Genomic DNA, 22,662 nt, shown 5'->3' on the forward strand with positions numbered 1-22,662 from the left:
ATGGCCACAGCTCGAGTTCCGATTCAAGTGGCGCAGCAGCGCCAAGGTGTACCAGTGGGCATGCCGGCCGCGCGCGCACCGATGGTGGCAAGCGCGAATACGACCGGCGACGCCGTCTCGCGTTTGGGTGCAGGCCTGGGGCAGATCGCATCCGCTGCCGATCGCCTGCAGCGCGAGCAATCCACCGCCTGGGTATCGAAAGCGGCCAGTGACGACTCCATCAAGTGGATGCAGCGGCTAAACGAGCTGCAGGACAGCGCTGCACCTGGTGCGCCTGACTTTACCCCCAACCTATTAAAGGAGTTCGACGACTACACCTCTCAGGCGATCGAGAATGCGCCCGAGAGCGCACGTCCGTTCTATCGTGAGCAGCTGACGCGGCAGCGCACGTATCTTGGCCTAAAGGCTGTCGAATTTGAGTCAGGCAGTCAGCGGGCGTACATCACGTCGCAGTATCAAACGGGCATGGAGTCTGATGCAGCCGCGATCGCCCTGGATCCTGCCTTGTACCAGGAACGCCGCGCTGCACGCGTAGCGGCCTTGAATTCGTCCAGCCTGCCCGATGGCGTCAAGGCCAAGCTGCTCGGGGAATCTGAATCGACCCTGGCGTACGCCGCCGGCGCGGCACTCATTGATCGAGATCCGCACGCAGCAGCTCAAGCTTTCGACGCGGCCTCCCGCGGCGAGGTGTCAACCGGGTTCGATTGGATTGCTCGCCTGGACTCCGACAAGATCCAGCAACTACGCACTCGAGCGCAGACCCAGACCGATCGTTTGGACAATCGAGCTCGTGTTGAACAGGACCGCGCCACGGCACGCGCCCAGCGTGCAATTGGCGAGGTGGATAAACAGATCGCCACCGGCGTCCCGGCGCGCACTGATGACATGCTGCGCTGGGCAGGCATGGTTGCAGGTACGGACTTTGAGCCGCAGTACCGCGAGATGATGCGCGGGCAGGAAGAGGTGCAACAGGTATTGCGCCTGCCCATCCCTGAGCAGGCCGCCTACATCCAGGAAAAGCGCCTTGCCCAGCAGCGGGGCGGAGCCAGCACCACGGATATCGCAAACCTCGATCGCCTGTCCCGTGCGTTCGAAGCCAACACCAAGATGCTGCAGGAAAGTCCGCTCTCATGGGTTGAGAACCGCGCGGGCTCGCCAATTACACCTCTGGACGTAAGCCAGTTGGCCGCGCCCAATGGCCCTGCGACGATCGGCCAGACCTTGCGCGATCGCTCTGACGTTATCCGCGGCCTGCAAGCTGCAAATCCGCCTGGCGCCGTGCAGATGCGCCCTCTTCTAGCCCCAGAGGCAGAGCAGTTGTCGACGACATTCAAGAGCGCCGGTGCTCGGGAAAAGCGGCAACTGCTCGGCCAGTTGTATTGGGCGGCCGGATCTCCGGATACGTACCAGGGCATAGTCAACCAGGTGGAGGGGATTGATCCATTCATGGCCCGCTTGGGCCGCCTGGCCGGCAGCTATGAAGAGGCCAAGCTGACGAATAATTGGCTTTCGTCAGATGTGGTGCAGTCTGCGGGCGATGCAGCCGCGACCGCGATCGCGGGAGACGAAATCCTGCGCGCAGGCGGAAAGTCCGGGACGCTCAGCTACCCGCTGCCTAAAGACGCCGAGTTCACGCAGGCGATCGCGGATAAGGTTGACAACCTCTATCGGGGCGCAACTGCCGGCGATAGCGGCGGCCAAGCATTCCTGCAGGATGCCTATGCGGTGAAAGCGTATTACGTGGGTAGGGCAGCTCAAGAAGGCGACCTGTCTCCCGACGTGAATGATGAGCGCCTGAATCAGGCTGTCACCGCGGTGCTTGGCCAACCGGTCGATTTCCATGGGAATGGCCAGGTGCTTGCCCCCTGGGGCATGAACGAGGAAAACTTTCTCGCTCGAGCAAACAAGGCGGTGTTCCGCGAGATCTCGTCGCGCGGCATGCAAGAGCAACTCGGCCGCAGTATGTCCAACACAGGACTGATTGGTGTCGGCGCCGGCGCGTATGCGGTGACTCTGGGCGGGCTTCCTATTCGAGATCCCGCCACCGGCGAGCCGGTGATCATTCAGATGACGCCGGATGCCGACGCAGGCCGCGATGAATTTGGCCAACGCTTGAGCGACCAGATCCCGGGAGCTACGCCATGATGACGGTAGATCCTCGCCGTCTGCGTGAAATCAACGCAGCGGCCAAGACGCCGGCGGAGATTCTTGGCCAGGCGGATCCGGGGGCACTCTCCGGATCTCTATCGGCGATTTCTCAAGGCATTGTTACTGGTACCGCCCAGGTAGAGGGATTGGTGGCCGGTGCCGCCGAGCGTGCGTATCAACCCGTATTGAACGCCATTGAGGGTGTGACGGGCGTCACGCCTTGGAACCCGTTCTCTGCGGTCCGAGAGCAAGCCGATACCTGGTCCCAACAGTATCAACCGGATCCGCTCACGACCGGCACGGTCGGGCAAATCATGTTCGACGTGTCACGAGTCATGACTCAGGTAGGCATCGGTGCAGCGGCGACCGCTGCCACAGGCGGAGCGGCAGGCTCCACCCTGCTTGCTGGGGCAGTAACGACTGGCACGGCCACCGGGCGCGCGACGTTCCAGGAAATGCAGCGCAAGGGCGTAGATGCAAGCACAGCTATGAACGCGGCGTTCGTCGATGCCGTTACGACCGGCGGCGGTGTGCTGCTGCCTGGCGCGATCGGCTACCAGAGCCTGGCTGCGCCCTTTGCTGCGACTGGCGCAGGCCTGAGCCGGGGCGCGTACTACGCCGCCAATACGGCCTATGGCATTGGTGCCAACGTCGCCATGGGCGTTGCCCAACGCGGTTCGACTCATGACCTGCTTGAGTCCGGCGGCTACACCGCAATGGCCAAGCAATACGCGCCGCTGGACGCCGCAGCCGTGACGGCCGAAGGCGTGTTGGGTGGCGTGTTCGGCGCGTTCGGCGCTCGAGCAGGATTACCTATGCGGGCCCAAACCGCTGCAGATGCCGCGCTCGCCGCACGTGACGCAAAACACGCGGCAATCGACACGGCGCCAGGTGTGCCAGCAGATCCCGAAACGGCCAGCGCTCATAACCGTGCCCTGGATGGAGCAATCCAGAACCTGATGGCCGGCCGCCCCGTCGATGTCTCGCGAACAGGTGTGGTTGATGGTCAATATGTGATGGGCAGACGCGATCAGTCCGCCATCGATGCTGCCCGCACAGAATACGGCAACGAGTTGCCGGTCTCGATGCGCTACAGCCCCAGCAACCGTCTTGCCGAACTACCTGCGCCGCAGCGTGCCGCCCTGCGCTACGACGCACCGGAGCTGAACGAATATGCCGCACAAGTTGAGCAACAGTACGGTCTACCGCCAGGCCTCATCAATGCACTGAAAAACGCTGGCGAGCGCAGCAACAGCAATCAGACCAGTCCCGTCGGCGCTCGAGGCGTGATGCAGTTCATGCCAGAGAACCTGCGCAAGTATGGCGTCTCAGACGCGACAGATCCGGTGCAAATGATCGACGCCGCTGGCCGCTACCTGCGCGACACGATGCGCCAATACGGCGGCAACGTGGACGCGATGATCGCGGACTACAACGGCGGTCCGAGGCAGGCCCGGGAGGTGTTGGCCGGCCGCCAACCTCGAGCTGCAGAGACACGCCAATACCTAGCCCGCGTCCGTGAGTGGCTCGGAAGAGACCGGGCTGCAGATCTGCCAATAGCCGCCCGACAGGCCGACGACTTCCCGACCGTCCCGGTCGAGCAAACTCGAGCGGCGGCAGCTATTGAGTCCGAGATCCAAACACTGGAAACCGAACGCGCAGATCTGCTAGCCACTGCTGGCAACGCGGCCGATCTGGGTCAGATCAGCACTGTGCGTGCCGACCTGCTCGACTTGCAGGCCCAGCGCGCCCCACTGGACGATGATTCCACGCTTCGAGCTGCCGCAAAGGAGATTCAAACCAGCACGCCACAGACCAGCTACAAACAGGCGGTATCAATCGCACGGCGAGAGCGAGACAGCCAAGCTGCCGAGCTCGACACCAGAATTGCACGCCTCGAGGGCGTCATTCGAGGAAATGCTGACGCCGATCGCGCAGCACAAAGGCTGGCCAGCATTGACAGCGAGCTGGATAACTTGCGCATCAATCGCGCCGCGATCGCAGAGCCTGCGGCCACAGAGCGCCAGTCAGTGAAAGCAGTCCGCAGCGCCCTGGCGGATATGGGTTTGGATCGGCCCGCTCCTACCGCTATAGACGCTGGTCGGCCATCAGACGCCAGTCCGACGACTGCTCGAGCGGGAGTGCAACCAAGGACACCTATGCCTCGTGAGCCACGGCAGGCCATGGCCCAAGACGGGCGCCCCAATGGCGAGCGTCCCGCTCAAGACGGAGGTGAGCAGCCCTCTCCTGCGCAGGTCATGGATGATCCGGAAACTCAAGCCGGGATCGCCCTGCTGGACGAACAAGGCGATATCGTCGTGCCGGTAATAGGTGCGGACGGCACCGAGGCAAACATTTCACTGCGCCAGGCATTGACCGAGGCAGATGCAGAACTTCAATACGGCCGGCCCGAGGCGTTCAACGCCGCAGTGGTCTGCGCCATGACCAGGGGCACGTAATGCGCGCTGAATGTATCGAAGCAGTTTCCCAGGCCTTGGGCCGGTCTATCACCCAGACCGAGGCTCAGAACATTGAGAACCGGATCGCACAGGCCATGCGGCGCGTGGCGGCCGAGGATCGCCAAGGATGGTTGGGCATGTCGCAAGGCGATCGTTTTATGGCAGCAGCTGAGCGAGCTGCTCGGGATGTTGCAGCGGATGCAGCACTCAAGCGTCGTCGCGTAGCGCTGACGGCCCTGAGACATGACGCGATGCGGAATTATCTCAATGGATCCGCTCATACCCCGGTCGACGCATTACGCCGCGCCCTCGCCTTCTACAGCGACGGACGCAGCGGCACCATCTCCATCGAAAGTACTGCCGCAGCAATCCGCAACGAGTCCATCGGCCAAATGCTTGATGTGTTCGACGTGACGCGCGGCAAGGTGCTCGGCCTGTTCACCAACCAGGAAGGCGTTGTAAACCTGGTGCGCGAGTTGCGTGGCCAGGATTCGGGGAGTGCCGAGGCCAAGGCTGCTGCCCGTTCGTTCCAGGATGTGGCCGAGCGCCTGCGGCAGCGATTCAATCGTGCCGGCGGCGACATTGGCCGATTGGAAGACTGGGGTATGCCGCAGTCCCACAGCCAGCGCCTAGTCGCTCTGGCAGGCAAAGAACGATGGACGCAGGACGCACTGAGCTTTGCCGATCGAGAGCGCTACGTGAATCCCGATGGCACGCTCATGGACGACGCCCAGCTCACTGAGTTCTTTAATGCGGCATGGGACAGCATTGCCATGAACGGAGCGAACAAGCTCGAGCCGGGCCGCCCCAGCGGCATCGGCATGCGCGCGAACCGTGGGAGTGCCGAGCGGCAAATCCATTTCCGTGACGCCGAGTCCTATCTCGAGTATCAGCAGCGGTACAGCGACACGCCTATGCTGCAGACGCTACTGAACCACGTCGATCGCATGGCACGCGATGTGGCGTTGGTTGAATCACTGGGCCCGGACCCCAACCTGATGATGCAGTACTGGTCGGACGTGGCCAAGAAACAAATGACCGAGGCAAACCCGGCCCAGGCTGACGCCATCGATGCCGAAATCGCCAAGCTCGAAACCCTGTACAACGAGGTCTCCGGAGCTCGCAAGAGCGTTGGCAACGTCCGGGTAGCTGAAGGGTTCGATACCTACCGGTCGTTGAACGTTGCAGCGCGACTTGGCTCGGCGGCAATCACTGCAATAACGGACGTTGGCACACAAGCCCTGACCGCTGTCTATAACGGTCTGCCCATTACCCAGCTTTTCATGAACGAGCTGCGCGCGCTAAACCCGGCCTCTGCGGCCGATCGGCGGCAGGCACTGCGCGCTGGCTTGGGCGTTCAGCAATTCATCGGCGCCGTGAACCGCTGGGGTGTGGATGGCCTCGCGCAAGACGCGCAGGTATCCGGTCGAATCGCTCGGTACGCCCAGGGGGCCGCCGCTGGCGTCATGAAACTGTCTGGCATGAATGCCCTGACCGGAGCTGGCCAGCAGGCATTCGGTACGGTCATGATGGACAGACTGGGCACTCTATCGCGGCTCTCCGGCCGGCTGGAGGAAATTGCCGCTGGCACCAAGGGCGATGATGCCCGCCTGGCGCGTCGATTGCAGTCCTATGGCATTGGCGAAGCCGAGTTTGACGTCTGGCGCCTGGCCCAGCCCGAGGACTGGCGAGGCCTGGGCGATACCGTTCTCACCGCCGAGAGCGTTTACCGTCTTCCGGATGAAGCCCTGGCATCCCTGGCAGCTCGGAACAGCACCACGCCGGCGTCACTCCGGGAGCGTGCAGCGACCAAGCTGATGGCCGTGGTGGAGGCCGAAACCAGCATGGCAGTGATCGAGCCCGGAGCTCGTGAGCGTGCAGCCATTTACGGCCGGTTTGGTAAAGACCGAGGTAGTCTTCCCACCGAGATCTACCGCTCGGCATTACAGTTCAAGAGCTTTCCTATTTCCATGATGATGCGCCATGGTGCTAGAGCCATGGGACAGGCCACGGGAACTGGAAAAGCCGCCTACGTTGCAGGCCTGGTAGGTCTGACCACCGTAATGGGCGGCTTTGCACTGCAGCTCAGCGAGCTGGCCAGTGGCCGAGACCCTATGGACATGACAGACCCTCGATTCATCGGCAATGCCTTTATGAAGGGTGGAGCCCTAGGGATCTATGGGGACTTCCTGTTTTCCGACTACACAAAGTTTGGCGGCACGTTGATGGGAGTTTTTGGCGGCCCAATAGCAGGCGACGTTGAGACGCTGATGCAAGCCACCATGGGGAACATCCAGAGATCCGCCGACGGCAAGGATGCATCCGGCGCTGCTGCGGTGCGACTGTTGAAAGGCAAGATCCCATTCGCCAACCTCTGGTACACGAAAGCGGCCACCGATCGGCTGATCTTCAACCAGCTGCAGGAACTCGCGTCGCCAGGCTACCTGCGCCGCATGGAGCAACGGGCGCGCCGCGAGTTCAAGCAGCAGTACTTCGCATCGCCGGACGGGCGCAGGCTAAGAGCGCCGGATCTAGGGGCAGCGCTAGGTCAGTAGGTCACCCGCGCCGAAGCTCATTGAGCGCCCGTTGGATCTGCGCCTCTGCATCCTCTAACTCGCTCAAAGTTCGGCGGACGTTTTTTGCCACATCTGGGTCGTCGCTACTACGGAGTCGACGCAATTTAGTTTTCGCATCGTCGATGCTGCTCAGGGCGTTTCGCAGGCTGTTTTGGGCTGACATGACGAGTGTCTCCTGTGTTGTGTGCCAGCCGATCATAGCGCCTTTCACGCAAGTTTCGCAGAAGTCTGCGCGCGCGCGCGAGGAAAGTGGCGGGCAATCTCCCCGGATTGCTCGCCATGACTGTCTCCACTGACGTTTCTTCCTTCGAATATGACACGGACGGTGTAACCACATCGTTTCCTGCCCCCTTTTACTTTCTGGCAAAGAGCGATCTTTATGTGACGCTCTATGACCCTGCGACAGAGACATCCACGGATTTGGTGCTTGGGTCAGCTTATGACGTGACCGGTGCCGGGGACCCTGCCGGCGGGGCTGTTATCACGTCCACGGTTTACCCAGCTGGCTTGAAGCTTCGCGGCGAACGCCTAGTAGATGTCACGCAGGAAACCGCGTACCAGCGCAACGACCCTTTTCCAGAGCGTGCGCATGAGCGTGCCCTCGACAAGCTGACGATGATCTCTCAGCAGTTCGAGAACTGGTTGGGAACGTTGCCGGGCTCTATGGGGCGAGTGCTGCACTTACCCGTCGAGTATCCGCGCCGCTCCAGCCTCGTGCCCCCTGTGTCGGTACGTGCCCGCAAGGCACTCATCTTTGATGACAACGGCAATGTCACTGTCGGCAAAGACGATTACGAGGACCAAGCAGCAGATGCGGCCGCGAGCGCTGCAGCAGCTGCACAGTCGGCAACCGAGGCTGACGAAGCGCGCGACGAGGTAGTACGAATCGCCAACGAATTTGGCGATCTGGAAACAGCAGTTGATCGCGCCGAGACGGCGGCCGACAGTGCGGAAGCTGATGCCGACCGCGCTGAAGCTGCGGCGGCGTCGGCCGCTGCTATCTCAAACCCGTTCCCAACGATTGCCGAGGGCATGGCTGGTACGACAGACGGTGATTACTTTACTGTCGCGCCGTCCCTCTACCCTCCAGCTCTGTACGACCTGTACCGCAACAACGCGGGCATAGCCCAGTACCTAGGCAGTTATCCAAGTCTGGATACCGTGCTCGACGCAATCGCTCGTATCGAGCGTCTGGAATCCATGGTTTGGACTGGCAACGGCGACGCTGTGGAGATCATCGATCCGTCCGGCAACATTGGATTGAGTCTTACCGGCAATGCCCTACGTACTGGCGGTGGATCGCTAGTGCGCACGTCCGGCAAATACGAGATTCAGGATATCGACGGTACGCCGCTTGTTGCCTATGTCCCGCATGTCTACGACCGGGATTGGGCAGAGGTGGTAGTCGATCTGATGGGATTTATTGGCGGCGGCATAACGACAGATGGCGCTCAAGCTGGCGGTCTTCTCGCTGTGTCTTCACCGGTTGATTTCTTTTGCGTCGTGGATGCTATGGGCTATATCGGATTCTTGGTATCGGGCGATGGCATCTATAGTGGTGCAGGATCACTTGCACAGATCGACGGCACCACTTCCATTCTCGGGCCGAGCGGTCTGTCCGTTGTGTCCTATTTGGCGGCAAACCTCGAAGGCTGGGCGGAGGTCGTCATTGATCCAATGGGCTTTATCGGTGCGGGTCTGCGTGACGATGGCCAATGGATTTCTAATGGGAACTCGCCTACGCCTGACACGGCTCCAGACACGCCGACATTTAATTTAGCTCGCATGCGCCAGACCCGGATGCGCGTGGCTCGGATTCAATACAAGGAAGGATCGAACAACACGCAGCTGCGCGTCGGGTTTCTCGGTGATTCGTTCACCGATGGCGCGGGCCGGTATGTGATGCGGTTTACCAACCGCATGATGCGCTTGCTGGGCGATGCCGGAGGCGCGTGGATCGGCTTTGGCTTTCTCGGTGTGAACAGCCACGGGAATGCCCGAATTGGAGCAACGGGCGGGACGACTGCCGAGGGAACTTACGGCACGCAAGCCGCTTATGGCGTCAGTAACCTGAGTACTGATGGCCGTTGGACGTGCGACTTCGCGGGCGGTGGGGGCCCTGATATCAGCTCGGTGACATCGACAGCGGTCGGCGCTGAGTTTGTGGTTGCCTACTATCCAGACAATGCGGTGGCTATGGTCGGGGGAGACCCGATCAACATGAGCCGCCTGGAGTTGCACTACAACGCGATCCAGGCCTGCACGCTGGAATACCAGTGGAACGATTCGGGTGTCTGGACTCCGCTAGAGTTGGCGGCATCTGGTGGCCCTGCGGTCATTGACCTGGGAGCACCACCGACAGGCAAGGCATGGGTACGGGCGCGGGTGGCAAGCGGCACGCTCACGGCGTTTGGCTGCTATGCATACTCCACAACGCCCGGGATTGCTGTGTCAAAGCTCGGCGCAAACGGCACCAGCGCACGGCAATGGGCGAACACGCCAGAGAGCACTTTCGTAGCGTCGCTAGCCAACCTCCCGTTGGACTCGATCGGCATCTTGCTCGGCACCAATGACCAAGGCCAAGCGCAGTCGGCAGAGCAGTTTCTTGCCAGCATGACGACGATCTACAACCGAGTGCGTGCCGCCAAGCCTGCCGCGGACATCTTCATTGTGATGCCAGAGGAAAACGTCGATCCTGATCGCGCACCGTACCCGATGGCTGGCTACACCAAGGCCATTCGGAAATTCTGCGCCGATAACAACGTGCCTTTCATCGATCTTCAGCCGTTCTTCGGCGTCACGCTGGACTATGGCCCAGACGGCATATTTCCTTTGTTGGAGGACCCGGTTCACCCCAATGGTCCCACCGGCGGTCAAGTCATCACCGACGTTTTGTATCGCGTGTGCATTACGAGCTTTTAATTCACTTAGTGAGGTAACACTATGGCCACTTCAATTCGTCTCGCAGAAAACGCGGACTTCTCTGGCGCTGGTTTGGGCATGATCCTACCGGTGCCCGACTTGCAGGTATTTAACTACTTCGGTGGCACGCTTGAAAAGTCGGTCGTCAACTATGCGGGCGGTGCGCCGCTGACGCCCAATGTATCGCCCACGGGAACACTGACCATCAACCCGACTTCTGTTGATTGCCAATCGGTTACCCCTTTGGCGTGCTTCGAAACGGGGATTGTCGAGCCGGAAGAATGGACGATGATGTTTGTTGGCATGGCCCCCAACCCCATTGCCGTCAATAACGATCGACCCTTCTTCATCGGTAACTACACCCGCTCATCCGAATCCTATTCGGGTGCTGGCGTTTATTTCAACCTGACTGGCGGGGCCGTTCTCATCCTCGGTAACGACACGGGTGCGAGCAAGGCGGTGACGTTGGCAACCACGCAAACCGCGCCGCATTTCTATGCCGCCCGGTTGAGCGGTGGCACGATCACGTTGCATGACAAGACGCAGGATATTTCTGCCTCTGCGACTGACGACCGAGCGACTCCGTTGGCCAGCAGCACCAACCTGCGTATCGGATCATCTGGGAACGCTACGACCATGTACGGCACGAGCCGACAGCATTGGGCGGGCATAGCTTCTCGCGGGCTGTCTGATGCTGAGATCACTGCCACGTATCAGCAAGTGAAGCGTGCGATGGCTTCGCGTGGCGTGACCATCTGAGTGTGGCGCGATGCACGACAACCATCAATCGCCCGATCCAGATCATCAATACGGGAGGCCCTATGCCTCAAAGGATCACAGAAATGCCTGACGATAAAGCCGCGCTCGTGAAAATGGGTATCGGGGCCTCTGGCGCGGTCTTTTACGGGCTGACGCTGAACGAATGGGTAGCACTAGCAACGCTGGTCTACCTTGCTATGCAAATCGGCCTGTTGCTGCCCAAGTACTGGAAACTTATCACCACCTGGGTCAAGGAACGCCAGCAATGAAGATCGGTACCAAGGTAGCAGGCGGTGCGCTGGCCCTGATCGCCTCTGGCGCATTGGCATTGTTTACGCCTGACCTGCAACAGATGCTCAGCCGCTGGGAAGGCGACGGCCAGAACGTCGTCTATCCCGACAAGCTGGCCAAGAACCTCCCGACTGTCTGTCGAGGAATCACCAAATACACGAGTCCCGAGCCGGTCATCTTGGGCGATTACTGGTCAGACGAGAAATGCCTAGAGGTGGAGCAGATCGTTGTCAGTGAGGGCCAGATCGAGCTGGCCAAGTGCATCAAGGTCTACGTGACGCAGCCAATATTCGACGCGTTCAGCAGCTTCGGCCATAACGTGGGCAACGCCAATGCCTGTGTGAGTGTGGCCATGGGCTTGCTCAATGCCGGTCGCGTGGCCGAGGCCTGTGATGCGATCGCTCACAAGGTGCCGACCAAGCGGCCTAATTGGTCCGTGGCTGATGGCAAGTATGTACCTGGCCTATACAGCCGTCGTCTTGATGAGAGAAAGCAATGTCTATCGGGACTGCACTAATCAGCTGGAAAGGCTATGCCGCTGCTGCTGCGGGTGGAGGGCTAGTAATGAGCGTGGTCGTGGGACTTGGTCAGGAGTGGAGATTAGGATCGCAGATCGCCGAATGCCAGCGCGAGCAAGCACAGACGAAATCTGACGTTGCTACGGCGTCGCTCAATCAGATTACCAACGACATACAGAACATTGCGACCGCGGCTCAACGTGCCAGGGAAACGGCCGAACGATTGCCGGACCAGATAGGAAAAATCTCAAAGGCCTTAAAAGATGCGCAACCTCTTCCTGATGGGTGTCGCCCTGATGCTGACCGCGTGCGCAGCCTCGCCGATTCAGTACGTGCCGCGAATCGTGCCGCCACTGGACAGCGAACTGGCAGCGCCATGCCCTCCAATTCCAGATCCCCCTCCGAACCCTGATGACTATGATGCATGGCAATTATGGATGCAGGAAGAGGTATTAGTGCTGTGGGCAATTTGCGCAAAACGGCATAGTGAAACCATATCGGCGTGGCCTAAGTGAGAACACAAAGCGCTAAAGTCTGATCTCGTCGCCAAAAACCTGCAATTACGATAATTCTCTCCAAGGAATGTCGCAGTTCAATCTTATATAGTCTTTTCCAGCGAGATATATTGTTCTCGTACCGTCTGGATGCTCACAGACAGCATTTACTAGAAAGCGGTACTCTCTTTCAGGAGCAAAATGAGAGGGTTTTGTAAAGGCTAGAGTACGAATCCTGGTAAAAACTTTATTTAGTTCGTCTTCTGTTCCAGATAGTATTTTTAATTCGCGATCAGAATAAAGAACTGCCCGATGATGTGTGTTGAACACGAGCTTACCAGCGGCGATCTTTCCGGACTCCCAGTCCTCTAGAAATCTCGGCTCGAACCAGCCCGGCTCGTGCTGCATTGCTACCATCCTTCCCAAATGCCACGCGAAGAGATCAGCTTTTTCCCACGGGATAGACCAAGAGTCTTCATAAGACTGAAATGGCCTAATGCTTGCATCGTCTAATTGCGACATGCAAAATGTGAAGCCATTGGGTAGCGCTCGGTGTATATCAAACTCCGCCTCAAATACTAAAACGGGATCGCCAAGTCGAACTCGCAGGATTTTTACATGAGTTTCGAGGGCAGTGGGGAGCTTGCAAATCGGAGGATAGCGCTCAGCTTCGAATGAGAATCTCTCGCCCACTAGAGCATTGTAGAAGCGAGCTGGAATCTTTATTGGACCACGTATGCTGACCGCCAGACTGTTGCTTGCTTCGAGCGAATCCGCGATCTCCTGATTTTCGTGTGCACGATAATAATTGAAGGTTCCTAGCTGAATTTGTGCCGCTAGGGTAGTCCTAACGTTATGTTCGGGCCTGCAACTCTTAACTAATCTCATATCTTCTCGCATTGGGTTGTGGCCAGCACGATTTCAACCGGCGCGGATTTTCTTCTTTTCTTATCGTCAGCCACAGAGTCGCTTGTGATGAATTTAGCTGGCGCTACGCTCCGGCAACTGATCGCCAGGCTGCCACTCAGCCAACTGCCAGCGCGCCTCGAAACCATCCTCTGTGACAATCCCAGCGCTCACATCCCCCAGCGCCTGCAACTCGCGCAAATCTGCTGGCGCAGTCTGAACCCATCGCTTGATCACGAACTCTGAGGAGGGAGTGTCTAAATGCTCGACAAGCGCAGGCGCGACGGTAGACAGATAGAGTAGGCCAACGAGGCGATCGCCAAGGATTGCGGCAAGCGCCCACTCGGCGCCCTCATGTGTATCTGATAGAGATTCGGGGATCGGATAGGTCATAGTAATCGTATGTTACAGCCTCATTCCGATCCGGTGCGAATTCGGTGCGAATTCCGTGCGAAACGGTAGACAGTTCCAGACAAAAAAGGGCGGATCGGTTTCCCGTCCGCCCCTGTCTGTCACTGTCTAAGACTTGCCAATCTGGTGGAGCCGGGGGGAATTGAACCCCCGTCCGCAAGCCCTCCGCAACCAGTTCTACATGCGTAGTCGACCTATTTAGTTTTAACCATGGACTTAGCCGATCGACAGGCCGGACCATGGCGATTCACGTAATTTAAGACTGAACCGTGTGACCCCAGTGCAGCCCGATTCCTTGTAAAGGACGCTGCTGCGATTCGAGGTTGCCCCCTAGGAAGTTGCCTTCCCTCGCCTGACCCAAGGACAGATCAGTGCAGCGGCTCACCGCTTAAGCGGCGAGAGCGAAACGCTCTTCGTTTGCGTTTAAAGTGTTCCAGTGGTTTTACGAGCTTACTGGTGCTCGGCATGCCCTGAGTTGTTTCGCGACCCACGTCGAATCCGGATCGGCCCCAAGATTCTCTATTGTACTCCAATTGGACCAGATAAAGCAGTCGCACACACCTCTCGCACAATCTGCGCAAACCGCTCCTCGGCGTCCAGCGGCAGGTCGCGTACCTGGCGTATCAAACTGACTGGCGGCAGCTCCCAGTTCCATTCCCAGGCCACGCGCGCAACGCCTCCGCCCTGCTCCATGTCATGCGCAATATCCTCTGGAACGATGGAAAGCAGGTTTTGATTGTTGCGCAACATCCCGGAGATCACATCGATGGAATAGGTCTCCACACGTGCGACGGGTGGGCGGACTTGTTCGCGGGTGAAGAGCTCGGTCACCATGTTGCCGATAGGGGTCGCCGACGACGGCAGGATCCAGTCTACGTCGGCCAACATGCGCCAGTCGGGTTTGGTGCGCGCGATGCGCCGGGCGAGCGCAGGATGGGCGATCAATGCAGGCCGCTGCGTGTACAGCACCTGGTGCCACATGTCGTTCATGCCAACGGCTGCTGCGGCGCGGCCGATGACGCAATCGATTTCGTGGGCGCGTAATTCCTTTAACAGCTGATCGGTGGTCGCTCGGTGCAGCACGACGTTGATGCCTTCGGCGCACAGGCGCTCCAGCGTCGGCGTCAGAATGCGGCCGGAAACAAAGGGAATCGCCCCTACCCGCAATTGGGCAGCTCGGCCTGAGCGTACGGCCTCCATTTCCTGGCCCCAATGGTCCAGGTCCAGCATCATCCGTTCCGCTCGCACCAGGGCCAGCTTGCCCAGCGGCGTAGGCTCCAGCCCCTGGCGCGAACGCACGAATAAGGGGGCCTCGAAGATGTCTTCGATTTCGGCCAGAGCCTTGGTCGCGGCGGGCTGGCTGATGCCCATCGCGTCCGCTGCGCGCGTCAATGAACGCAGACGCCCCAATCGAGTCAGCAACGTCAGGTGCCGCAATTTCAGCCGTGAAAACAATCGTGCGCCGGGTCGACGGCCGGCAGTATCGGAATGGGAGGAACGCGCAGTTGTCATGGCAATGACGAAGAAGAAAGACCGGTCTGGGTGAAAAAGAACCGAACGAAAAAACCGTGGTGGAGCCGGGAAAAAACGGCCTATAGCGCCGCTAAACGCCCACAAATGCATAACCAAATGGTTATGCATTGATTGGAAATACGCATATTACCGTTATTTGCACTCTTTATACTGACCTCCTCTTCCCCGCGCTTTCCTCCGGTATTCGCCTATGTCCTCCCCCAGTTTCACGACCCGCCCGGAAATCCGTGGCACGTTTGGCGTGGCATCGTCTACGCATTGGCTGGCCACGCAGGTCGCCATGAGCGTGCTGGAGCGCGGCGGCAACGCGTTTGATGCCGCCGTCGCGGGCGGTTTCATGCTGCAGATTGTCGAGCCACATTTGAACGGCCCTGGCGGCGAGGTGCCTATCCTGTTCTGGAACGAAAACGATCCGCGTATCCAATCGATATGCGGTCAGGGCACCGCGCCTCAATTGGCAACGCCCGCCTATTTCCGGAATATGGGCGTAGATCTGGTGCCCGGCGTGGGCCTGCTGCCAGCCACCGTGCCCGGCGCGTTTGGCGCGTGGCTGACGATGCTGCGCGATCACGGCACCTGGGAACTGGCAGATGTACTACGTCCGGCGATTGATTACGCTCGCAATGGTTTTCCGCTGGTGCCACGCATCGTGCAGGCGATTTATTCGGTACAGGATCTGTTTCGCCAGGAATGGCACAGCTCGGCCGATGTCTGGCTGCCTGGCGGCAAAGTGCCGCATCCCGAGCATCTGATGCGTACGCCTGCCATCGCCGATACCTACACGCGGATCGTTAGCGAGGCCAATAACAGAGGTAGCGATCGGCGTGCCCGTATCGATGCCGCACTGGAGATCTGGTATCGCGGTTTTGTCGCCGAGGCGATCGACGCCGCATACCGTACCCCGATGCGCGACTGCACCGGTGAACGGAATGCTGGCCTGCTGCGCCGCGAGGATATGGCGGATTGGCAGGCGACATACGAAGACCCTGCCATGGTGGATTTTGGCCGCTATACCGTCGCCAAATGCGGCGTGTGGTCGCAAGGGCCGGTGTTTTTGCAGCAGTTGGCGATGGCGCGGCATTTGCCGCTAGAGGGACTCGCAGCGGACTCGCCCGCGTTCGTGCACCATATCGCAGAGGCGGCAAAGCTGGCGTTTGCTGATCGACTGGCGTGGTACGGCGACCCACGTTGCAATGATGTGCCGTTGGCCGATTTGCTGTCAGATGATTATGCGCGAGCGCGCGCGGCATTGATCCGTGACCAGGCATCACGCGAACTCATACCCGGATCGCCTGGCGGGCGTACGCCACGGTTACCCGATCTGGACGCAGCACGCCGTGCGCTGGCGCAGGCCGATACGCGTTTTGGCGTGGGAGAACCGACCTTTGCCCAATTACCGCCCGTGGACCAATGGCTGGAGCGCGAGCTGTTTGTGGGGGATACCTGCCACATCGATGTCATCGACAAGGACGGCAACATGGTCGCCGCGACGCCATCCGGGGGATGGCTGTCGTCCAGTCCAGTCGTACCAGGGTTGGGGTTCTCTATCACGACGCGATTGCAGATGACGTGGCTCGACGAAGGTCTGGCAGGACAATTGCAGGCAGGTGCGCGGCCTTGCACCACACTATCGCCCGGCATGGCGTTGCGTGATGGCCAGCCGTATATGGCGTTCGGTACGCCCGGCGGAGATCAACAGGATCAATGGACGGTGGCGTTTTTCCTGCGCCATGCGCTATGCGGAATGAATCTGCAAGAGGCCATCGACGCACCGGCCTGGCATATCGATCACTTTCCAGGCTCATTCTGGCCGCGCACGACAACACTCAACCGTATCACGGTGGAATCGCGCATGCCGGAGAGCACATTGGACGCGCTGCGCGCGGCCGGTCACGAGGTCAAGGTCGGAGCGCCCTGGTCCGAGGGCCGCATCAGCGTATGTACGCGGGAACCGACCGGCAATGGCACGAGACTGCTGCGCGCAGGGGCAAATCCGCGCGGCATGCAGAGCTATGCCGCCGGACGTTGATCGCTATTCAACAAGCGGGCCCGCATTCGGGACTCGCATTTTGTATCGCGGCGCAGGCCGCACATAACAAGGGGATTGATCCATGACTTTTTCATTTCGCAGCGCATTACGCGCTTTCGTTTTAGCGGCAGGCATCGTGCCCGCTGCAGCAATGGCGGCATGGCCAGAGAAACCGATTACGCTGATCGTGCCGTGGGCAGCAGGCGGCTCGACAGACATTCTGGCGCGCATGTTGTCCGAACAGATGACCAAGACATATGGCCAGCCGGTGATCGTGGAAAATCGCTCGGGAGCCTCCGGCAATATTGGATCGGCGTTTGTGGCACGGTCAGAACCGGATGGCTATACCTTGCTGGTCGGGTCGATGAGCACCCATACGATGAACGAGGCGCTCTACGACAACATGCCATTTGATGGCGTGAAAAGCTTTACGCCGATCGCAGAACTCGCGCTGGTGACGAACACGATGGTGGTAAATCCTTCGCTGCCGGTCAATAACGTCAAAGAGTTCATCGACTATGCCAAGGCGAACCCCGAGAAAATCGCGTATGCCTCGGCAGGCCCCGGCTCGACCAATCACTTGAGCGCGGCCATGTTCGAGAAAGCGACCGGCATCAAGATGGTTCACATCCCCTATCGCGGCGGCGCACCAGCGGTCTTGGACACTGTCGCGGATCGTACGCAGGTGCTGTTCAGCGCGGGCACGCAGACTTTGCCGCACGTGCAGGCAAAGAAACTGAAGCTGTTGGCAGTGACCGAGGAATCGCGCTCGCCGCTGCTGTCCGATGTCCCTACCGTTGCGGAAACCGTGCCTGGCTATTCGATGGCGGTTTGGTATGGCGCCTTTGGGCCGGCCGGCATGGATCCTGAGTTGGTTGCCAAATTGAACAAAGAGATCAATCGCATCCTGGAACTGCCGGAGGTGAAAAAGAAAATGGGCGATATGGGAGTGCTGGTCATGCAATCGACACCCGAAGGCTTTGCCAAGACAGTGGCGGCCGATGCACAGAAATACTCCGCCATCGTGCGCGAATTGGGGATCAAGGCGCAATGACGGAATTGGACGTTCGAATCGCCCGGGCAGTACGCGACAGTGCCGCCGTGACCGATGCGCTGACCAGCGCCGATCCTGCGGCGGTATTTGCCGCCATGGATGAATGGTCTCAACCCGTGTTGCAACAAGCGCTATGCACCGTCAATCGTTTCGACTCGCTCAATATGGCTGTGGTGCGGCTCTATAGTTCGGATCCGGTGTCTTATCCGCCTGGCGGGTCGAAGCAGAAACGCGGCATGCCCTGGGGCGAACACGTGCTATTGCAGCGGCGTATCTATGTCGGCGAAGGCCCGGACGCGATCCGGGCCTCGTTTGACGATCATTCGGCGATCTTGGGACTGGGGCTGCAGTCGGTGATCAATGTGCCGGTGGTCGTGGGCGATGTATGCCTGGGAACGGTCAATTTTCTGATGCGCGAAGCACGTGTTCACGACGCGCATATCAGTTTTGCACGACTGGCGGCTTATTTGACGGTGTCAGGATTTCCGCGCTGATTCCGTTTCGAGCGATGGTTCGCGAACACTTTCCCGGCGCGAACCATGCGCCTCGGCATATATCCGAGTGAACTCCGCCCCGAGCAAGAATACCTGCGCGGCGTAATACACCCAGATCAGTACGATTACGAGCGAGCCTGCGGCCGCGTAGGAGGACGCGACCGAGGCTCTCCCCAGGTACAGTCCGATCAAGGATTTACCGATCTCAAATAGCACCGCCGTCACGAAAGCGCCGGTCCAGACGTCCCGCCAGGCAACTGGCGCCTGCGGCATGAATCGATAGATCAACGCAAACAGCAGCGTCAATGTCCCCAATGTCACGACGATATTCAGCCCCTGTAGCAAGATTTCCCAGCCGGGCATCATGACGCCCGCCCAGCTGCCCAATGCCGCGAGTATCGAACTGATGATCAGTGACACCATCAACAAGAAAGCCAGTGTCAGGACCAGCCCGAAAGACAACAAACGGGCCCGGATCATGCTCCATATCCCGGACTGTTTCTTTGCACCGACTTTCCAAATGCGATCGAGCGCGCTTTGCAGTTCCGAGAATACTGTCGTCGCGCCAACCGCCAATACAACAACACTGATAACGGTGGCCACGATACCTTGCGATGGTTCTTGGGCACCTCGGACGACGCCTTCAATCGTCTTGGCGCCTTCTGCGCCGATCATGGCATGGACCTGCTGAAACAGTTGGCCGCGTACGGCTTCTTCGCCCCAGAAAAAGCCGGCAATCGCGATGACAATGATGACTAAAGGCGCCAAAGAAAACACGGTATAGAAGGCGATCGCTGCGCCCATACTCGGCGCGTAATCATCCAGCCAACTATTAACGGCCTGTTTGGCTAAACCGTAGAAACGTTTGATATGCATTCGGCGCTCCGCATTGGCCGGGACTGCTTATCAGCTCAACCGCTTCACCACTCGCGCCACGCGCGCGATGCCATCTTTACCACTGGCGGCGCGGCCGATTAACGCGGTACCGACCGTAGTCAAAATGCCGCGTCGCAGCACGGTACGACTACGCATACCCGCGACCATCAGCAAGGCACCCAGGCTGAACACGATCAGATGCTCGCCCGGAAAACCGGGCCTTTCGTCGTCAAAGGATTTCAACTCTCTCAACATCGAGCCGGCATCTCGAGCGGAAATGGAAGCCTCGGGGAGGGAATGTGTAGGCATGATGTTCCTTGTTCGATACCGCACAAACCGATGGTCCAGCAAGTGACGTGCCAGAGGTCGTAGACGTCATCAAAACGGGGCGGCGTGTACCCGGCCCGTTGATTTCACCTCAACGACGGGGCCGTACTCGCATGCGGCCATGCAATCGGCGCCCCGTCGAAACGACCCGGATGTGCTCTCGCCATCCGGGCCCGCTATCAGAACATAGTATTGTTATTGGCCGATTTTTCCGGAATCGGCTGAACGGCATCCCAGTGTTCGACGATCTTGCCATTCTCCAGCTTGAAAATATCAATGATGGCGTTACCACGCGTTCCGGGCTCGCGCACCGAATGCACATGCAAGATGACGTAATCACCATCCGTAAATGAACGCTTTATCTCGCTGTGGGATTTGGGGAATTTCTCTTTGAGAAACGCGATGAATTTCCGAAAACCTTCGGGCCCGTCGGCAGCGTTCGGATTGTGCTGCACATAGCGATCACCCACATAAGCAAGTGCCGCGTCGGCGTCCTTCTGGTTCAAGCCTTTTTCATAAAAGGCAAGCACGGTCTGGCGATTAGCCTCTTGCTGCGCCTCGCTCGTTGCCGCTGCGGCGGTACCGGCGGACAGAGCCAGTGCAGCGACAACAACCGTGCGCAAAAGATATTTCGTCATAATGAAACTCATCAACGTTCTCCTGTTGCTGGCGAAAAACCGCAGTGATCAACACATCACTTATTTGCGGCCAACGTCTCTAATTTACCCAGCAACTCGCGAAAACGCACGTTATCGTTCTGTATAACTTCAGAGAACGCTTGTTGATCCCCGCATGGACCATTTGTTTACATTATGGAATGCGAGACTGTATTGTTTGCTGCCCACAGCTGCAATCTTTGGATTTATCCGTGGACGGACGAAATGCGACGTCCGTATGCGATCAAGCCTCGCAAAGTTGCGCAGATCATGGGTAGCATTAGCACTTTCATGGCTCATATCACTATGAACTCTCGTACGCACATCGAACCCACCACCGTCGGTGCGCTGGCCGGCTGGCGTGTCACCACGCCTTATGGCAGCGCGTTGATCTCTCAACAAGGCGCACAACTGCTGAGCTACACGCCAGCAGGCGGGCGGCCATTGATCTGGCTGTCTGAACAAGCAGTCTTCAAACCCGGCACTCCTGTACGTGGCGGAATTCCGATTTGCTGGCCATGGTTCGGCGTCTATGACCGCAACCCGCAATCAGTGCGAGACAGTGTGGCCGCCGCGCCGGGCGCCTCATCGCACGGCTGGGTGCGGCAGGTCGACTGGCAGTTGTCGGCACAACTCATAGAGGATGACACGGCGAGACTGGAGTTCACTTTCGAGGCGCCGCGAGACCATGCCCCTGGATGGACACATCATGCGCAGCTCACACTACTGATGCGGTTCGGCAAAAACATCGAAATCACGCTGTCCGTGCGCAACCGAGGGGTCCAGGACCTGACCACAACGCTGGCGCTGCATACTTACTTGGCCGTCTCAGACAGCCAGCATGTCACCATCCAGGGACTCGAGGGCCACCGTTATTTGGACACCGTGGAAAATTGGGAACCTCGGCAACAACAAGGTGCAGTCAGATTCAACGGCGAAACCGACCGGATATATCTGGACACGGCTACGCCACTCACGCTGCATGATCCTGGTTGGAAACGCGATATCCGCCTGCAAGCGAACGGCTCTCGATCCACCGTTGTGTGGAACCCTGGTGCAGCCAAAGCCGCTCGATTAGCCGATATGGCGGACGACTCGTGGTCGCACATGGCCTGCATCGAAACCGCACGGGTGCTTGACGATGCATTGACGGTAGCGCCTGGAGCCACTGAGCGTGTTTCGTTGTCGATTGGCTGGTTGACGACGGGCTAACGCGGTCAGATTGACTCTAGATCTGGAACAATCTGTCCACCAAATGCAGATTTATCTCGAATAACAACAGAATTACAGTAGTGAAAACGGCATTTCCAATGAATTGCCGCCCCTGTTTTATTGGAGAGATCTGCCATGCAAGCCCAACCTACTCTTTTCGTATCTCATGGCGCCCCGACTTTTGCGGTCGAGCCAGGTTTGGCCGGCCCACAATTGAAGGCGCTGGGCGAGCGCCTTCAATCTCCGCGCGCAGTGCTGATCGTCTCGCCTCACTGGATGACGCGCAGCCTGAGCATTACCGCCTCGGCGCATCCTCAAACCATCCACGATTTTGGCGGTTTTCCCGCTGAACTGTATACGTTGCAATACCCCGTCGCGGGCGACCCCGCACTGGCCGAACGCATCGCAGCGTTGCTGCGAAACGCGGGGTACCACGCAGACCTGGATACCGAACGGGGCCTGGATCACGGTGCCTGGGTGCCGATGATGCACATGTTCCCCGAACACCAAGTTCCCGTGCTGCAGCTCTCGTTGCCGATGCATATCAGCCCCGAACAGACCTGGGCGCTGGGACAGGCTTTGGCACCGCTATCGCAACAAGGCGTGTTGATTGTCGGCTCGGGCAGTTTGACGCACAACTTGTACGAGTTTCGTCAGCATGGCGCGGATGAACCGTATGTGAAGGCGTTCGCGGACTGGGCTCGCCAAGCCGTGCAAACGCATGATCAAAATGCGCTGGTGGGCTATTTGGAACACGCACCACAAGCACGGCGTGCGCATCCTACTGCCGAACATTATCTGCCGCTGTTGATCGCCGCAGGCGCGGCTGCGCCCGATGCCGAGGTCGATGTGCTGGACGGCGGCATCGCCCATGGCGTGTTGTCCATGGACAGCTATGTGTTCAATGCGCCCGCTGTGCACTGATTAATCAGTGCATTTCATGCCGAGGTCTTGCCGCGCATCGGCGACCTCGCCAAGAACGGGGATGACATTGACA

19 protein-coding genes and 1 other RNA gene are annotated in these 22,662 nt (G+C 59.1%); 13 read left to right on the top strand and 7 right to left on the bottom strand.

The window, feature by feature from the left end; translation table 11 throughout:
• The 8 genes from ACNA0J_RS11520 to ACNA0J_RS11555 all read left to right on the top strand — a co-directional run bounded on the left by ACNA0J_RS11520 (window position 1) and on the right by ACNA0J_RS11555 (window position 12,085).
• The gene (locus tag ACNA0J_RS11520) at window positions 1-2,145 is read left to right on the top strand and encodes a hypothetical protein (protein ID WP_415819001.1); all 2,145 of its coding nucleotides are present in this window, start codon (window positions 1-3) and stop codon (window positions 2,143-2,145) included.
• Complete coding sequence (locus ACNA0J_RS11525; protein ID WP_415819002.1) at window positions 2,142-4,607, top strand: lytic transglycosylase domain-containing protein; 2,466 nt, start codon at window positions 2,142-2,144, stop codon at window positions 4,605-4,607. The genes ACNA0J_RS11520 and ACNA0J_RS11525 overlap by 4 nt, the downstream gene beginning before the upstream one ends.
• On the top strand, window positions 4,607-7,162 hold the full coding sequence (locus ACNA0J_RS11530; RefSeq protein WP_415819003.1) for a hypothetical protein: 2,556 nt from the start codon (window positions 4,607-4,609) through the stop codon (window positions 7,160-7,162). The genes ACNA0J_RS11525 and ACNA0J_RS11530 overlap by 1 nt, the downstream gene beginning before the upstream one ends.
• 300 nt (window positions 7,163-7,462) lie before the next feature.
• Window positions 7,463-10,105, top strand: coding sequence for a GDSL-type esterase/lipase family protein (locus ACNA0J_RS11535; RefSeq protein ID WP_415819004.1), 2,643 nt, complete (start codon window positions 7,463-7,465; stop codon window positions 10,103-10,105).
• Between the two features lie 21 nt (window positions 10,106-10,126).
• The gene (locus ACNA0J_RS11540) at window positions 10,127-10,864 is read left to right on the top strand and encodes a hypothetical protein (RefSeq protein ID WP_415819005.1); all 738 of its coding nucleotides are present in this window, start codon (window positions 10,127-10,129) and stop codon (window positions 10,862-10,864) included.
• Between the two features lie 83 nt (window positions 10,865-10,947).
• Complete coding sequence (locus ACNA0J_RS11545) at window positions 10,948-11,133, top strand: phage holin family protein (protein ID WP_415819006.1); 186 nt, start codon at window positions 10,948-10,950, stop codon at window positions 11,131-11,133.
• A complete protein-coding gene (locus tag ACNA0J_RS11550) occupies window positions 11,130-11,672 on the top strand; it encodes a lysozyme (RefSeq protein WP_415819007.1) in 543 nt (180 codons plus the stop codon). The genes ACNA0J_RS11545 and ACNA0J_RS11550 overlap by 4 nt, the downstream gene beginning before the upstream one ends.
• Window positions 11,673-11,719: 47 nt before the next feature.
• Window positions 11,720-12,085 carry a hypothetical protein gene (locus ACNA0J_RS11555; protein WP_415819008.1) on the top strand — a complete coding sequence of 122 codons (366 nt, stop codon included), beginning with the start codon at window positions 11,720-11,722 and terminating at the stop codon, window positions 12,083-12,085.
• Between the two features lie 148 nt (window positions 12,086-12,233).
• On the opposite strand, the gene ACNA0J_RS11560 is transcribed toward ACNA0J_RS11555, so the two are convergent.
• From ACNA0J_RS11560 to ACNA0J_RS11575, 4 genes are all read right to left on the bottom strand, one after another.
• Window positions 12,234-13,055 carry a hypothetical protein gene (locus ACNA0J_RS11560; RefSeq protein ID WP_415819009.1) on the bottom strand — a complete coding sequence of 274 codons (822 nt, stop codon included), beginning with the start codon at window positions 13,053-13,055 and terminating at the stop codon, window positions 12,234-12,236.
• A 93-nt stretch (window positions 13,056-13,148) separates the two neighbouring features.
• The gene (locus ACNA0J_RS11565) at window positions 13,149-13,466 is read right to left on the bottom strand and encodes a hypothetical protein (protein WP_415819010.1); all 318 of its coding nucleotides are present in this window, start codon (window positions 13,464-13,466) and stop codon (window positions 13,149-13,151) included.
• Between the two features lie 142 nt (window positions 13,467-13,608).
• Window positions 13,609-13,995, bottom strand: a transfer-messenger RNA (tmRNA) gene (gene ssrA / locus ACNA0J_RS11570).
• An 8-nt stretch (window positions 13,996-14,003) separates the two neighbouring features.
• Window positions 14,004-14,996, bottom strand: a complete 993-nt coding sequence (locus ACNA0J_RS11575) for a LysR substrate-binding domain-containing protein (protein WP_415819011.1) — start codon at window positions 14,994-14,996, stop codon at window positions 14,004-14,006.
• Window positions 14,997-15,207: 211 nt separating this feature from the next.
• On the opposite strand from ACNA0J_RS11575, the gene ACNA0J_RS11580 reads away from it, so the two are divergent.
• From ACNA0J_RS11580 to ACNA0J_RS11590, 3 genes are all read left to right on the top strand, one after another.
• A complete protein-coding gene (locus tag ACNA0J_RS11580) occupies window positions 15,208-17,046 on the top strand; it encodes a gamma-glutamyltransferase family protein (protein WP_415819012.1) in 1,839 nt (612 codons plus the stop codon).
• 82 nt (window positions 17,047-17,128) lie between these two features.
• Window positions 17,129-18,100: a Bug family tripartite tricarboxylate transporter substrate binding protein gene (locus tag ACNA0J_RS11585; RefSeq protein WP_415819013.1), complete on the top strand. Its 972-nt coding sequence runs from the start codon at window positions 17,129-17,131 to the stop codon at window positions 18,098-18,100.
• A complete protein-coding gene (locus ACNA0J_RS11590) occupies window positions 18,097-18,594 on the top strand; it encodes a GAF domain-containing protein (protein WP_415819014.1) in 498 nt (165 codons plus the stop codon). The genes ACNA0J_RS11585 and ACNA0J_RS11590 overlap by 4 nt, the downstream gene beginning before the upstream one ends.
• Here ACNA0J_RS11590 and ACNA0J_RS11595 read toward each other — a convergent pair.
• The 3 genes from ACNA0J_RS11595 to ACNA0J_RS11605 all read right to left on the bottom strand — a co-directional run bounded on the left by ACNA0J_RS11595 (window position 18,577) and on the right by ACNA0J_RS11605 (window position 20,435).
• Complete coding sequence (locus tag ACNA0J_RS11595) at window positions 18,577-19,470, bottom strand: YihY/virulence factor BrkB family protein (RefSeq protein ID WP_415819015.1); 894 nt, start codon at window positions 19,468-19,470, stop codon at window positions 18,577-18,579. The two genes, ACNA0J_RS11590 and ACNA0J_RS11595, sit on opposite strands and share 18 nt — an antisense overlap.
• Before the next feature lie 30 nt (window positions 19,471-19,500).
• The gene (locus ACNA0J_RS11600) at window positions 19,501-19,779 is read right to left on the bottom strand and encodes an adenine nucleotide alpha hydrolase family protein (RefSeq protein ID WP_415819016.1); all 279 of its coding nucleotides are present in this window, start codon (window positions 19,777-19,779) and stop codon (window positions 19,501-19,503) included.
• Between the two features lie 197 nt (window positions 19,780-19,976).
• A complete protein-coding gene (locus ACNA0J_RS11605; RefSeq protein ID WP_415819129.1) occupies window positions 19,977-20,435 on the bottom strand; it encodes a nuclear transport factor 2 family protein in 459 nt (152 codons plus the stop codon).
• Between the two features lie 309 nt (window positions 20,436-20,744).
• Between ACNA0J_RS11605 and ACNA0J_RS11610 the strand changes: the two genes are divergently transcribed.
• Entirely contained in the window at window positions 20,745-21,665 is a 921-nt protein-coding gene (locus ACNA0J_RS11610) for a D-hexose-6-phosphate mutarotase (RefSeq protein ID WP_415819017.1), read from the top strand.
• A 135-nt stretch (window positions 21,666-21,800) separates the two neighbouring features.
• Complete coding sequence (locus ACNA0J_RS11615) at window positions 21,801-22,589, top strand: DODA-type extradiol aromatic ring-opening family dioxygenase (RefSeq protein WP_415819018.1); 789 nt, start codon at window positions 21,801-21,803, stop codon at window positions 22,587-22,589.
• Window positions 22,590-22,662 lie beyond the last annotated feature (73 nt).

Origin of the sequence: Bordetella tumbae (genome assembly GCF_965139195.1) — a bacterium.
Taxonomy (GTDB): Bacteria; Pseudomonadota; Gammaproteobacteria; order Burkholderiales; family Burkholderiaceae_B; genus Bordetella_A; species Bordetella_A tumbae.

Excerpts from the sequence above, each read along its gene's own strand:
- ACNA0J_RS11525 (WP_415819002.1), top strand. The coding sequence starts at position 2,142 with ATGATGACGGTAGATCCTCGCCGTCTGCGTGAAATCAACGCAGCGGCC.
- ACNA0J_RS11580 (WP_415819012.1), top strand. The coding sequence starts at position 15,208 with ATGTCCTCCCCCAGTTTCACGACCCGCCCGGAAATCCGTGGCACGTTT.
- ACNA0J_RS11605 (WP_415819129.1), bottom strand. The coding sequence starts at position 20,435 with ATGACGAAATATCTTTTGCGCACGGTTGTTGTCGCTGCACTGGCTCTG.
- ACNA0J_RS11540 (WP_415819005.1), top strand. The coding sequence starts at position 10,127 with ATGGCCACTTCAATTCGTCTCGCAGAAAACGCGGACTTCTCTGGCGCT.
- ACNA0J_RS11565 (WP_415819010.1), bottom strand. The coding sequence starts at position 13,466 with ATGACCTATCCGATCCCCGAATCTCTATCAGATACACATGAGGGCGCC.
- ACNA0J_RS11520 (WP_415819001.1), top strand. The coding sequence starts at position 1 with ATGGCCACAGCTCGAGTTCCGATTCAAGTGGCGCAGCAGCGCCAAGGT.
- ACNA0J_RS11590 (WP_415819014.1), top strand. The coding sequence starts at position 18,097 with ATGACGGAATTGGACGTTCGAATCGCCCGGGCAGTACGCGACAGTGCC.
- ACNA0J_RS11530 (WP_415819003.1), top strand. The coding sequence starts at position 4,607 with ATGCGCGCTGAATGTATCGAAGCAGTTTCCCAGGCCTTGGGCCGGTCT.
- ACNA0J_RS11585 (WP_415819013.1), top strand. The coding sequence starts at position 17,129 with ATGACTTTTTCATTTCGCAGCGCATTACGCGCTTTCGTTTTAGCGGCA.
- ACNA0J_RS11550 (WP_415819007.1), top strand. The coding sequence starts at position 11,130 with ATGAAGATCGGTACCAAGGTAGCAGGCGGTGCGCTGGCCCTGATCGCC.
- ACNA0J_RS11600 (WP_415819016.1), bottom strand. The coding sequence starts at position 19,779 with ATGCCTACACATTCCCTCCCCGAGGCTTCCATTTCCGCTCGAGATGCC.
- ACNA0J_RS11560 (WP_415819009.1), bottom strand. The coding sequence starts at position 13,055 with ATGAGATTAGTTAAGAGTTGCAGGCCCGAACATAACGTTAGGACTACC.
- ACNA0J_RS11545 (WP_415819006.1), top strand. The coding sequence starts at position 10,948 with ATGCCTGACGATAAAGCCGCGCTCGTGAAAATGGGTATCGGGGCCTCT.
- ACNA0J_RS11535 (WP_415819004.1), top strand. The coding sequence starts at position 7,463 with ATGACTGTCTCCACTGACGTTTCTTCCTTCGAATATGACACGGACGGT.
- ACNA0J_RS11555 (WP_415819008.1), top strand. The coding sequence starts at position 11,720 with ATGAGCGTGGTCGTGGGACTTGGTCAGGAGTGGAGATTAGGATCGCAG.
- ACNA0J_RS11610 (WP_415819017.1), top strand. The coding sequence starts at position 20,745 with ATGGCTCATATCACTATGAACTCTCGTACGCACATCGAACCCACCACC.
- ACNA0J_RS11575 (WP_415819011.1), bottom strand. The coding sequence starts at position 14,996 with ATGACAACTGCGCGTTCCTCCCATTCCGATACTGCCGGCCGTCGACCC.
- ACNA0J_RS11595 (WP_415819015.1), bottom strand. The coding sequence starts at position 19,470 with ATGCATATCAAACGTTTCTACGGTTTAGCCAAACAGGCCGTTAATAGT.
- ACNA0J_RS11615 (WP_415819018.1), top strand. The coding sequence starts at position 21,801 with ATGCAAGCCCAACCTACTCTTTTCGTATCTCATGGCGCCCCGACTTTT.